The 12,507-nt window shown below is 70.7% G+C and carries 13 protein-coding genes; all 13 read right to left on the bottom strand.

Annotated features, from left to right (window positions below; genetic code table 11):
* Positions 1 to 115 precede the first annotated feature (115 nt).
* Positions 116 to 292 carry a hypothetical protein gene (locus tag ACFTWP_RS33880; RefSeq protein ID WP_380268833.1) on the bottom strand — a complete coding sequence of 59 codons (177 nt, stop codon included), beginning with the start codon at positions 290 to 292 and terminating at the stop codon, positions 116 to 118.
* Between the two features lie 37 nt (positions 293 to 329).
* On the bottom strand, positions 330 to 560 hold the full coding sequence (locus ACFTWP_RS33875; RefSeq protein ID WP_380268832.1) for a hypothetical protein: 231 nt from the start codon (positions 558 to 560) through the stop codon (positions 330 to 332).
* A 3-nt stretch (positions 561 to 563) separates the two neighbouring features.
* Positions 564 to 1,520 (bottom strand): helix-turn-helix transcriptional regulator, encoded by a 957-nt coding sequence (locus ACFTWP_RS33870; RefSeq protein ID WP_380268831.1) that lies wholly within the window; start codon positions 1,518 to 1,520, stop codon positions 564 to 566.
* Positions 1,517 to 2,524, bottom strand: coding sequence for a helix-turn-helix transcriptional regulator (locus ACFTWP_RS33865; RefSeq protein ID WP_380268830.1), 1,008 nt, complete (start codon positions 2,522 to 2,524; stop codon positions 1,517 to 1,519). Before ACFTWP_RS33865 ends, ACFTWP_RS33870 begins: the two co-directional genes overlap by 4 nt.
* Positions 2,525 to 2,758: 234 nt before the next feature.
* Entirely contained in the window at positions 2,759 to 3,124 is a 366-nt protein-coding gene (locus tag ACFTWP_RS33860; protein WP_380268829.1) for an FKBP-type peptidyl-prolyl cis-trans isomerase, read from the bottom strand.
* Between the two features lie 162 nt (positions 3,125 to 3,286).
* On the bottom strand, positions 3,287 to 4,597 hold the full coding sequence (locus tag ACFTWP_RS33855) for an FKBP-type peptidyl-prolyl cis-trans isomerase (protein ID WP_380268828.1): 1,311 nt from the start codon (positions 4,595 to 4,597) through the stop codon (positions 3,287 to 3,289).
* Positions 4,598 to 4,795: 198 nt separating this feature from the next.
* Entirely contained in the window at positions 4,796 to 5,779 is a 984-nt protein-coding gene (locus tag ACFTWP_RS33850) for an FKBP-type peptidyl-prolyl cis-trans isomerase (protein WP_380268827.1), read from the bottom strand.
* 185 nt (positions 5,780 to 5,964) lie between these two features.
* Positions 5,965 to 7,326, bottom strand: coding sequence for a Pup--protein ligase (gene pafA / locus ACFTWP_RS33845; RefSeq protein WP_380268826.1), 1,362 nt, complete (start codon positions 7,324 to 7,326; stop codon positions 5,965 to 5,967).
* Positions 7,327 to 7,489: 163 nt separating this feature from the next.
* Positions 7,490 to 8,242 (bottom strand): proteasome subunit alpha, encoded by a 753-nt coding sequence (gene prcA / locus ACFTWP_RS33840; protein ID WP_380268825.1) that lies wholly within the window; start codon positions 8,240 to 8,242, stop codon positions 7,490 to 7,492.
* Positions 8,243 to 8,326: 84 nt separating this feature from the next.
* A complete protein-coding gene (gene prcB, locus ACFTWP_RS33835) occupies positions 8,327 to 9,169 on the bottom strand; it encodes a proteasome subunit beta (RefSeq protein ID WP_380268824.1) in 843 nt (280 codons plus the stop codon).
* Positions 9,170 to 9,402: 233 nt separating this feature from the next.
* Positions 9,403 to 9,621: a ubiquitin-like protein Pup gene (locus tag ACFTWP_RS33830; RefSeq protein WP_380268823.1), complete on the bottom strand. Its 219-nt coding sequence runs from the start codon at positions 9,619 to 9,621 to the stop codon at positions 9,403 to 9,405.
* Positions 9,622 to 9,843: 222 nt separating this feature from the next.
* Positions 9,844 to 11,373, bottom strand: coding sequence for a depupylase/deamidase Dop (dop, locus tag ACFTWP_RS33825; protein WP_380268822.1), 1,530 nt, complete (start codon positions 11,371 to 11,373; stop codon positions 9,844 to 9,846).
* Positions 11,374 to 11,580: 207 nt separating this feature from the next.
* Positions 11,581 to 12,507 (bottom strand): proteasome ATPase (gene arc, locus ACFTWP_RS33820; protein ID WP_380268821.1); only part of this gene is annotated, 927 nt, incomplete at its 5' end.

Raw genomic sequence — 12,507 nt, 5'->3', positions numbered from 1 at the left:
TCGTCGCCGCCGCTTTGTCGGGGAGAGCACCCGCCGAACGGTCGGGAGCCACGGTCAGAGGGTAACCCGCCGCACCTGCGCCGAGCAGACCCCAGGGCCACCGGAAAATGAAGACTCAGCGGACCCGGCCGGCGGCGGCGAGCTCCCCCGCCGCCTCGGCCAGGGCGCGGGACGCGGTGTCGACCTCCCGCGCCAGCACCCTGACGTCCAGCCAGAGCCGCCCGGCGAGCAGGCCGAGCACCAGCAGCCCGGCGGTGGAGAGCAGAACGGCGGCGACGAGAGTCCACGACATGCCCGCCAGCCTAGAGCCTGCTCCGCCCGCCCCCGCGCTACCCCTCCGCCGGGACCAGCCGCATGGTGCGCACACCCGCGGCGGTCAGCGCCTCGACGATCTTCTCACCCGCGGCCTTGCGGACCGCCGCCCCGCAGGAGGGGCAGCTGAAGCTGTAGTACGACTGCGCCTGGGTCCGGCCGATGGTGAGGCGGAACCGGTCGGCGGCCAGCTCCACCTTCTCCCGGCACTCCGAGCAGTAGACCTTGAATCTGGTACCCGGCTCCATGGCTCAGACCTGCCCCTGCGGGTAGCCGGCCAGCGCCTCCAGGGCGGCGGCCGCGGCCTGCTCGGCGAGCTCGGGCGGCGAGACGATCCGGCCGTCCCGGCCGAGCCGCAGGGCCAGCGGGCGCAGCCCGGAGGGGTCCGCGCTGCGCAGGGTGATCCGCAGCCCGCCGTCGGGCAGCTCCTGCGCCGAGTCGTGGGTGTAGTACTCGGCCACCCAGCGCCCGCCGGGGCCGACCTCGACCACCACCTCGGGGTCGTCGGCGGAGGGGTTGACCAGGCCGCCGGAGAGGTCGCGCGGCTCCAGCCGGGGCGGGTCGGAGGGGGTGTCCAGCACCTTGATCTCGGCCACCCGGTCGAGCCGGAACATCCGCCGGTCCTCGGAGACCCGGCACCAGGCCTCCAGGTAGGTGTGGCCCTCGGTGACCAGGCGGATCGGGTCGACCTCGCGCTCGGTCATGCCGCCGCGGCCGTGCGAGTAGTAGCGCAGCCACAGCCGGCGGCCCTCGCTGAGCGCGCGGTCGATGTCGGCGAAGACGTGGCTCTCGGCCTCGAAGGTGACACCGACCCGGGCACTGCCCTCGGCGCTGTCCCCGGCCGCGTTCTCGATCTTGGCGACGGCCCGGGTGAGCGCCTCGCGGTCGCGCTCGCGCAGGCCCGGCAGCCCCGCCACGGCGCGGGCGGCGACCAGCAGCGCGGTCGCCTCGTCGGCGGCCAGGCGCAGCGGCTGGGCCACGTCGTCGACGTTGTGCCACCAGATCCGCTCGCCGTCGGTGTCGATGTCGAGCAGGTCGCCGCCGCGGAAGCTGGTGCCGCACATCGGCAGCACGTTGAGGTCGCCGATCAGCTCGCGCTCGGTGATCCCGAAGGCGCGGGCGACCTCGGCCACCTCGGCGCCGGGCCGCTCGCGCAGGTAGGTGACCAGCGAGAGCATCCGGCGGGTCTGGTCGATGGCGTTGCTCATGCCTGTGCTCCCTCGCTCGCGGCGCCGGCCACGGCCGGGCCCGACTCCAGTCCTGCCACCGCACGCAGCCGGTCGATGACGTCCGCCCGCAGGTCGTCCGGGCCCAGCACCACCAGGGCGGGGCCGAACTCGGCGAGGTCGGCGCCCAGCCCGTTGCCGTACGGGATCTCCAGCTCGTCCCAGTGCTCGTCCACCCGGCTGGTGCTCAGCGCCTTGGTGCGCAGCGGGAACCCGGCGCCGCGGCGCAGCCGGACGGTGGCGGTGGCGGTGGCGCCCTCGCCGGCGAAGGTGGCGACGTACGCGCGGACGTCCACGTGCTCGGGCACCGCGCCGGTGAAGGCGCCGGAGCGGGAGCGGACCTTGCCGGTGATCCGGCTCAGCCGGAACACCCGGGCGTCCCGGCGGTCGCGGTCCCAGCCGGCCAGGTACCAGTGGCCGCGCCAGCACTCCAGGGCCCACGGCTCCACGGCGCGCTGCTCGGTGGCGGCGGCGCCGGCCTTGCGGTACTCGAAGGTGACCGGGCGGCGGTCCCGGGCGGCGGTGAGCAGCGGCTCGAAGGCGGCCTCGCGGACGGGGATCCGGGGCTCCAGCGCGCTGTGCGTCTCGGGCTCGGCGAACGGGACACCGGCGGCGCGCAGCTTCTGCAGGGCCCCGCTGGCGGCGCCGGACATCTTGGCCTGCTGCCAGACCCGGGCGGCCAGGGTGAGCGCCGCGGCCTCCTCGGCGTCGAGCGCGATCTCCGGCAGTCGGTTGCGGTCGGCGCGGGCCAGGTAGCCGAGCTCGCCGTCCAGCGAGTTCTCGTCGACGTCGATGACCAGGCCGAGTTCGCGCAGGTCGTCCTTGTCCCGCTCGAACATCCGGTTGAAGGCGTCCTCGCTGCCGTTCTGCCACGCCTCGCGGTAGGCCTCGACGGACTCCCGCAGCTCCTTCTTGGAGAGCGGCCTTCTGGTGTTCATCAGGCACAGGGCGAGATTCATCAGCCGCTCTGCCTTGGCGATCGCCATCGCTGACCCTTCCGGTGTGCCGCGCCGCGCGCGGGGTTGCGCCCACCGGGAATCCGTGTACCCGGCGCCCCGACCGTACCGGTAGCGCCGCCGTCGGCGAAAGCCGAGTCCTGCTCACGCGCCTGCCGGCCAGGACGCAGCGGGGCCGTACCCCCTCGGCAGGGGTACGGCCCGTGGTGCTGCGCGACCGGCCCGGCCGGTCGGACGCCGGGCGGACCCGGCGGCGAGCTGGTCTCAGACGCCGAGCAGGTCGACGACGAAGATCAGGGTCTCGCCCGGCTTGATGGCCGGGGTCGGCGACTGGTTGCCGTAGGCGAGGTGCGCCGGGATGGTCAGCTCGCGCCGGCCACCGACCTTCATGCCGACGACGCCCTGGTCCCAGCCCTTGATGACGCGGCCGCCGCCGAGCGGGAACTTGAAGGACGAGCCACGGTTCCAGCTCGCGTCGAACTCCTCGCCGGTGCTGAACGCGACACCGACGTAGTGCACCTCGACGACCTGGCCGGCCTTGGCCTCGGCACCGTCGCCGACCGTGATGTCACGGATCTGCAGCTCGGTGGGCGGGTCGCCAACGGGGAAGTCGATCTCGGGCTTGCTCACAACTGCCTCTTCTCACGGTTCGTTACGTACACGACGGAGCGGCAGGTACCCGTACCGCCGTCCCTACCGGAACCACGGTACGGGCGCCCGCCGCCCGCCCGAGCGCAGGCCACGCGGCCCCGCTCGAAGGTCATTCACGATCTATTGTCACCCGAAGGCGGGTCAGCCCACGCCCGCGTCCAGCACGTCCACCACGAAGACCAGCGTCGAGTTGGCCGGAATGTCACCCTGGGCCTGGTCCTTGTAGCCGAGCGAGGCGGGGATCACCAGCTCGATCCGGCTGCCGACCGCCACCCCCTGCAGGCCCTTGTCCCAGCCCTCGATGACCTGGCCGCCGCCGACGGAGAAGGAGAACGCCTGGCCCTTGTCGAGCGAGGAGTCGAACTTCTTGCCGTCCTTCCACAGCGCGCCGGTGTACTGGACGAGCACCTTCTCGCCCGACTCGACCTTGGGGCCGGTGCCCTGGATCAGGACGTGGCTCTTGAGCTCGGTCGGCTCGGCCGCACCCTTAACCGGGGTGATCTCGGCGGCCTTCTTGCCGTTGTCCTTCACCTGCGGGAAGTCCGCCGGGGGCGGGGTCACGGTGCCGCTGACCACCGCGTCGGGGGCGTTCACCCGCTGGATGTCGATCACGAAGACCAGGTTGTCCTTCGCACCGATCGACATGCCGGTGTTGCCCTGCGCGCCGAAGGCGGCGGCCGGCGGGGCCACCACCAGGACGCGGCTGCCGGCCTTCTTGCCCACCACGGCCTGGTCGAGCGCCGGGATCAGCGCGTCGGTGCCGGCCTGGAAGATCTGCGGCTTGCCCTTCTCGTCGTACGAGCTGGGGATGTCCTTGCCGGTGGTCCAGTCCTTGGCGGTGTAGTCCACCGAGGTCCAGGAGTTCTTCTCGACGACCGGGCCGCTGCCCTCGGAGAGGACCTTCACCACGAAGGTGCCGTCGGCGGCCTCGGCGGGCGTCGTGATGACCGCCTTCTTGCCGAAGTCGCCGGTGACCGTCGGGAGCACCTTGGCGGTGTCCTTGATCGGCGGCACCGGGTCCGCGCTGGGGGTCGCGGGGGCGGTCGGCGCGGCGTCCACGGGGGTGGAGGCGGCCGAGCTCTTGCCGTCGCGGTTCACCAGGTAGAGCGTCACGGCGCTACCGGCCAGCAGGACGGCCAGCACGGTGCCGAGGATCATGCCGAGCTTGCCCACGCTCGGCGGGTTCTCGTAGTACCCGGCCTCGGAGGTGTCCTGGCGGCGGACGTTCGAGGCGAAGATCTGCGGGGCCTCGTCCGCCTTGGTGCCGGTGCCGGGCCGCGGCGCGTCACCGGGGCTGCCCCAGCCGGCCTGCTGCTTCAGGATCGACGGCGGAACCACGATCGACTCGCCGTCGCCGGGCAGCGGACCGCCCGGCCGTGAGTCCGTCGGGTCGCCGGCGGAGCCGCCGCTCGCGGTGCCGGTCCCGCCCGGGCTCGACGCTTTCTCAGACATGACTCCCCATCCATCTCACCAGGTCTTCGAGGCCTACCGGCCGGCTTGCTGATCGCCGAGATCCTGCCGTACTGCCGCCGCACCGGGAAGCCCTGGCCACCACAGTGCGGGAGGGCAGCAGTATGACAGGTCAGTATGAGGACGGGCGCTCCTGGTGTACGAGCGCCCGCCAAGCGTACGAGCACGACGGCCCGCGCGTCAGACCGCCTCAAGGATGTCGATCACGAACACCAGGGTCGAGTTCGCCGGCACCTGGCCCTGCGCCTGGTCCTTGTAGCCGAGGGCGGGCGGCACGACGAGCATCACCCGGCTGCCGACCGTCTGGCCGACCAGGCCCTTGTCCCAGCCCTCGATCAGGCTCTTGGTGCCGATCTGCAGGGCCTGCGCGCCGCCGTGGCTCCAGGAGGAGTCGAACTGCTGGCCGTTGCTCCACAGCACCCCGGTGTACTGGACCACCAGGGTCTGCCCGGCCTGGACCTGCTTGCCCTCGCCCTTGATCAGCACGAAGGTCTGCAGGTCGGTGGGCGGCGCCTGGCCGGCCGGGATGGTGATCGTCGGCGCGGCCTTGCCGTTGTCCTTGACCTGCGGGGAGGTCGGGGGCGCCTGGGTCATGGCGCCGGTCAGCGAGGCGTCCTGCGGCAGCGCCTCGGCGATGTCCAGCACGAACACCACGGTGTCGCCCGGTGCCACCCCGAGCGTGGTGTTGCCCTGGCTGCCGAAGGCGGCCTCCGGCGGGGCGACCACCAGGATCCGGCTGCCCACCTTCTTGCCGACCACGGCCTGGTCGAAGGCCGGAACCAGCTGGCCGCTGCCGGCCTGGAAGAGCTGCGGCTTGCCACCGGAGTCGTAGGAGCTCGGCAGTTCCTTGCCGGTCGTCCAGTCCTTCGCGGAGTAGTTGACCGTGACCCAGTCGCCCTTGGCGACCGTCTGCCGGTCGCCCTCGCTGAGGGTCTTGATCACGAACTGGCCGCTGGGCTGCCCCGCCGGGATGGTGATCACGGCCTTGCTGCCGAAGCTGCCCTCGACGGTCGGCATCGGCGCGGCCTCGTCCACCGGGGCCGGCACCGTCGGCGCGGCACTCGACGCCGTGGGCGAGACCTCGGCCGGCGCCTTGGCGTTGCTGCTGCAGGCCACCAGCAGCATCAGGGGCAGGGCTACGAGCAAACCGGCGGTGCGGCGCACGGTGTTCCTAACTGTCGGTCAAGTGCAGCTGTTCGGACTCCTCCGACAGCGTATGCCGAGACCGAGCCGCGCCCCGGTAGGCGGCACCGGGGCACGGTCGTGCGTCACCCACGGCACGGCGCGGCCCCGGGCCGCACGTCCCGTCCGAGGAGGGGCGTGCGGCCCGGGGCGGCGGGCCGTTCGCGTCACATTCCGGCGATCAGCTTCTCCACCCGCTCGTCCACCGAGCGGAACGGGTCCTTGCAGAGCACCGTGCGCTGCGCCTGGTCGTTCAGCTTCAGGTGCACCCAGTCGACGGTGAAGTCGCGCCGCTGCTCCTGCGCCCGCCGGATGAAGTCGCCGCGCAGTCGGGCCCGGGTGGTCTGCGGCGGGACGGACTTCGCCTCGAAGGTCTTGAGGTCCGTGGTCACCCGCTCGGCCTGCCCCTTGCCCTGCAGCAGGTAGAACAGGCCGCGCCGGCGGTGGATGTCGTGGTAGGCGAGGTCGATCTGCGCCACCCGCGGGTTGGACATGCTCATCTGGTGCTTCTCGCGGTACCGCTCGATCAGCCGGTACTTCATGATCCAGTCGATCTCGTTGCCGACCTTCGCGAGGTCCTCGGTGCGCACGGCCTCCAGGGTCCGGCCCCAGAGCTCGAGCACCCGGGCGATGGTGCCGGTGTTGATGCCCTTGCGGTCGGCGAACTCCAGCGCCTTGCTGTAGTACTCCTCCTGGATGTCCAGCGCGCTGGCCTCCCGGCCGTTGGCCAGCCGGACCTGGTGCGTGCCGGTCAGGTCGTGGCTGACCTCGCGGATCGCCCGGATCGGGTTCTCCAGCGTCAGGTCGCGCATCACCACGCCGGCCTCGATCAGGCGCAGCACGAGGTCGGTGGCGCCGACCTTGAGCAGGGTGGTGGTCTCCGACATGTTGGAGTCGCCGACGATGACGTGCAGCCGGCGGTAGCGCTCGGCGTCGGCGTGCGGCTCGTCCCTGGTGTTGATGATCGGACGTGAGCGGGTGGTCGCCGAGCTGACGCCCTCCCAGATGTGCTCGGCCCGCTGGCTGACGCAGTAGACCGCGCCGCGCGGCGTCTGCAGGACCTTTCCGGCGCCGCAGATCAGCTGCCGGGTGACCAGGAACGGGATCAGCACGTCGGCGAGACGGGAGAACTCGCCGTGCCGGGCCACCAGGTAGTTCTCGTGGCAGCCGTAGGAGTTCCCGGCCGAGTCGGTGTTGTTCTTGAAGAGGTAGACGTCGCCGGCGATGCCCTCCTCGTGCAGCCGCCGTTCGGCGTCCACCAGGAGGCCTTCGAGGATCCGCTCCCCCGCCTTGTCGTGCGTCACCAGTTCGGTGACGTCGTCGCACTCGGGAGTGGCGTACTCGGGGTGCGATCCGACGTCGAGGTAGAGCCGTGCACCGTTGCGCAGGAAGACATTGCTGCTGCGGCCCCAGGAGACAACGCGGCGGAAGAGGTACCTGGCCACCTCGTCCGGGGACAGACGTCGTTGTCCCCGGAACGTGCACGTGACGCCGTACTCGTTCTCCAGCCCGAAAATTCGGCGGTCCATGAGGCATCCATTCTCTGATTGGAGCTGTCCGAAACCGCCTCCACGGTGCACATGCGTTCACGACCGACCTGGTCCGACCCAGGGAATGTGACGTCCGTTCACCGTAGGGGCACGGAATCCCGTACGGCCGTGAGGCCGGCCGTACGGGATTCACTCACCTGGACTATTCCGACGTCGCCGCCGGCTTGTCCTCGTCGTCCGCCTCCGCGGACTGGTCCCCGTCGAGCAGCCGGCCGAGCTGGCTGCCGAGGATCCGCTTGAACTTGCGCTGCTGGAAGCGCTGGCGGTCGAGCACCGCCACCTCCAGCTGCTCGGGCGTCATGGTGCGGGGGGTTCCGCCGTTCGGGTCCCTGGCGAGGGAGTCGACGGCCAGCTTCAGCGCCTCGGTGAGGCTCAGGCCGACCCGGTGACGCTGCCCCAGGTAGTTGCCGATCGAGTCGGCGTTGCCGCCGACCACGACGCTGTTCTGCTCGTCCACCACCGAACCGTCGGGGGTGAGGCGGTAGATCTGGTCGTCGTCCGGCGTCCGGCCGACCTCCGCGACGATCAGTTCGACCTCGTAGGGCTTCTCCCCCACCGAGGAGAAGATGGTGCCCAGCGTCTGCGCGTAGACGTTGGCCAGGCCCCGGGCCGTCACGTCGGCCCGGTCGTAGGAGTAGCCGCGCAGGTCGGCGTAGCGGACGCCGCCGATGCGCAGGTTCTCGAACTCGTTGTAGCGGCCGACGGCCGCGAAGGCGATCTTGTCGTAGATCTCGGACACCTTGTGCAGGGCCCGGGAGGTGTTCTCGGCGACGAAGACGATGCCGTCGGCGTAGGTGAGCACGACCACGCTGCGACCGCGCGCGATGCCCTTGCGGGCGTACTCCGCGCGGTCCGCCATGGCCTGCTGAGGCGAGACGTAGAACGGTGTCGACACCGGCGGTCGTCCCCTTCTGTCAGGGCCTCCCTCCGGCCCGACGGCGAGGGAGGGAGGGTCGGGAGGTGGATCGGGCGGGGGCTGCTAGAGCAGCGGGGCCTGCGGGCCGTTGGGGTGCTCCAGGCGCTGGTCGGTGATCGAGTGCGCGATGTCCGAGACCTCGCTCTCGGAGAGCCGCCGGAAGCCGTCCTCGGTGATCAGCGAGACGATCGGGAAGATCTTGCGGGCCAGGTCGGGCCCACCGGTCGCGGAGTCGTCGTCGGCGGCGTCGTAGAGCGCCTGGACGACGAGCGTGGAGGCCTGCTGCGAGGAGAGGCCCTCGCGGTAGAGCTTCTTCATCGAGCCCCGGGCGAACACCGAGCCCGAGCCGGTGGCGGCGAAGCCCCGCTCCTCGGAGCGGCCGCCGGTGACGTCGTAGGTGAAGATCCGGCCGCGCTCCAGGTCCTGGTCGTAGCCCGCGAACATGGGCACGACGGCCAGACCCTGCATCGCCATGCCCAGGTTGCCCCGGATCATCGTGGTGAGCCGGTTCGCCTTGCCCTCCAGCGAGAGCACCGTGCCCTCGATCTTCTCGTAGTGCTCCAGCTCCAGCTGGAACAGCCGCACCATCTCGACGGCCAGGCCGGCCGTTCCGGCGATGCCGACCGCGCTGTACTCGTCGGCCGGGAAGACCTTCTCGATGTCGCGCTGGGCGATCACGTTGCCCATGGTGGCCCGGCGGTCACCCGCGATCACCACACCGCCGTCGAACACCGCCGAGACGATCGTCGTGCCGTGCGGGGCCTCGATCGTCAGCCCCTCCGGAAGGCGGCGGCGGCCGGGGATCAGCTCCGGCGAGTGGTCCGCCAGGAAGTCCATGAACGAGGAGGACCCGGGGGTCAGGAAGGCAGCCGGTAGACGCCCGGTGCCACGAGTGTTGGCTTCCACACGATTCCTTCCAGGTAGCTTGAAAGCGCGCGCTGCCCGCACCCTACCCGCCCGGCGATCACTATCCACCTGTGACGGGGGCGGACCCGGACGGACGGGAGGCCGACGCCGCCCGCCCGCCCTCGGCGGTCGCAACCGTGAATTCCGCGAATGGCCCGGGCTGCTCTTCCCGCAGGCCCCGGACCGGCCTCCCGACCGCTCTCCCGGCCGGCCTCCCGACTGCGCCCGGGCCGCTACTGGCCACCCTTCTGGACGAATTGCCGCACGAAATCCTCGGCATTCGACTCGAGGACCTCGTCGATTTCGTCCAGGACCGCGTCGACGTCGTCGCTCAGCTTTTCCTGGCGCTCCTGGAGCTCCTCGGAATTCTGCGCCTCGGCGGCCTGCTCCTCGACCTCCTCGGAGGCACGGTTCGCCCGCTGCTGGCCGCCACCGGTGTCCTTGCTCGCCATTTCCCTCACCCCGCTCATTCGTCTGGCACGGCTTGGTGGTGCTGGGTCCTCGCCACTTGCGTCGACCCTATACACCGGGTGCGGGAATCGCTCCCGGTTTGCGTGTGGCACTTCCTGTGCAACGTCCGACGCTCCCCCGGATGATTCCCATTCAGGAGGCGTTCACCCGTGGTGATCGAAAAGTTACCCGGAGAACGCGGGGCGCGGGCGGACGGCCTGCGGTCAGGTGCCGTTCCGGCCCCGGTCGCCGGAGAGGACCCGTACCAGGTCCTCGGCCGTGCGGCAGCGGTCCAGCAACTCCTTGACGTGGTTGCGCGTCCCGCGCAGGGGCTCCAGGGTCGGGACCCGCTGCAGCGAGTCACGGCCCGGGAGGTCGAAGATCACCGAGTCCCAGGAGGCCGCGGCGACGTGCTCGGCGTACTGCTCCAGACAGCGGCCGCGGAAGTAGGCCCTGGTGTCCTCCGGAGGCTTGCCCGCGGCCCGCTGGACCTCCTCCTCGGTGACCAGCCGGTCGAACCGCCCACGGGCCACCAGACGGTTGTACAGGCCCTTCTCCTGGCGCACGTCGCTGTACTGGAGGTCGACCAGCTGCAGCCGGGAGTTGTCCCAGCCGACGCCGTCGCGACTGCGGTAGCCCTCCAGGATCTCCTTCTTGGCCACCCAGTCCAGCTGCCGGGACAGGCTCATCGGATCGCGCTCCAGCCGCCCGAGGACGTCCTCCCAGCGGGCCAGCACGTCGAGGGTCTGCTCGTCCGCGTCGTTGCCGAAGCGGTCCTCGACGTACTTGCGGGCCAGCTCGCAGTACTCCAGCTGGAGCTGGACCGCGGTCAGCCGGCGACCGCTGCGCAGCGTGATCAGGTGCTTCAGGGTGGAGTCGTGGGAGACCCGGTGCAGGGTGCGCACCGGCTGGTCGACGGCCAGGTCGGAGGCGATGAAGGCGTCCTCGATCATCGACAGGACGAGCGCCGTGGTGCCCAGCTTGAGGTAGGTGGAGATCTCGGAGAGGTTCGCGTCCCCGATGATCACGTGCAGCCGGCGGTACTTCTCCGCGTCGGCGTGCGGTTCGTCGCGGGTGTTGATGATCGGGCGCTTGAGCGTCGTCTCCAGGCCCACCTCGACCTCGAAGTAGTCCGCGCGCTGGCTGATCTGGAACCCGTGCACCGAGCCGTCCTGGCCCAGGCCCACCCGGCCGGCGCCGGTGACCACCTGGCGGGAGACGAAGAACGGCGTGAGGTGGCGGACGATGTCGGCGAACGGCGTCGACCGCTTCATCAGGTAGTTCTCGTGGGTGCCGTAGGAGGCGCCCTTGTTGTCGGTGTTGTTCTTGTACAGGTGGATGGTCTGCCCGTTGGGCAGTTCCAGGGCGCGGGCCGCGGCGGCCGCCATGATCCGCTCACCGGCCTTGTCCCAGAGCACGGCGTCGCGCGGGTTGGTGACCTCGGGCGAGCTGTACTCGGGGTGGGCGTGGTCCACGTAGAACCGGGCGCCGTTGGTGAGGATGATGTTGGCCAGGCCGATGTCCTCGTCGGTCAGCTGGCTGGCGTCGGCGACGTCCCGCGCGAGGTCGAAGCCCCGGGCGTCGCGCAGCGGATTCTCCTCCTCGAAGTCCCAGCGGGCCCGCCGAGCCCGGTGCATCGCCGCCGCGTACGCGTTGACGATCTGGGACGAGGTGAGCATGGCGTTGGCGTTCGGGTGCCCGGGTACGGAGATCCCGTACTCGGTCTCGATCCCCATCACGCGCCGTACGGTCATGCGGCCCTCCTTGCCCTGTGCGCCGCCCCCCACGGGCGGAACGCACTGACGTACCGCTGAACAACACCCTCCCGAGCCGGACGCCCGCGAACGGTGGGTAGAGCCTAGAACGCCGCACCGACAGCCCGGCCCCGAGACGCGCCGTCCGGCTGCGGGGCCGCGAGGCGCCACAGCCGGACGGGGTCGGCGGAACGGGGAGGGACCTGGTTAGAGGTACTGCCCCGTGTTGGCCACGGTGTCGATGGAGCGGCCGGACTCGGCACCCTGCTTGCCGGTGACGAGCGTGCGGATGAAGACGATCCGCTCGCCCTTCTTGCCGGAGATGCGGGCCCAGTCGTCCGGGTTGGTGGTGTTGGGCAGGTCCTCGTTCTCCTTGAACTCGTCCACGCAGGCGGCGAGCAGGTGGGAGACGCGAAGGCCGCGCTGGCCGTGGTCGAGGAAGTCCTTGATGGCCATCTTCTTCGCCCGGTCCACGATGTTCTGGATCATGGCGCCGGAGTTGAAGTCCTTGAAGTACAGGACCTCCTTGTCACCGTTGGCGTAGGTGACCTCCAGGAAGCGGTTCTCCTCGGTCTCGGTGTACATCCGCTCGACCACCGCCTGGATCATCGCCGCCACGGTGGAGTCCACCGAGCCGTCGTGCTCCTTGAGGTCGTCCGGGTGGAAGGGCAGCGAGTCCCTGAGGTACTTCGAGAAGATGTCCTTGGCCGCCTCGGCGTCCGGACGCTCGATCTTGATCTTGACGTCCAGCCGGCCGGGCCGCAGGATCGCCGGGTCGATCATGTCCTCGCGGTTCGAGGCACCGATCACGATGACGTTCTCCAGGCCCTCCACACCGTCGATCTCGGCCAGCAGCTGCGGGACGATGGTGTTCTCCACGTCCGAGCTGACACCCGAACCGCGGGTGCGGAAGAGCGACTCCATCTCGTCGAAGAAGACGATGACGGGCGTGCCCTCGCTGGCCTTCTCACGAGCCCGCTGGAAGACCAGGCGGATCTGCCGCTCGGTCTCGCCGACGTACTTGTTGAGCAGCTCGGGGCCCTTGATGTTGAGGAAGTAGCTCTTGCCCTGCGGGCGGCCGGTGACCTCGGCGACCTTCTTGGCGAGCGAGTTCGCGACCGCCTTGGCGATCAG

Source organism: Kitasatospora sp. NPDC057015 (assembly GCF_042673745.1).
Classification (GTDB): domain Bacteria; phylum Actinomycetota; class Actinomycetes; order Streptomycetales; family Streptomycetaceae; genus Kitasatospora.
This window is presented reverse-complemented; position numbering and strand designations above follow the sequence as displayed.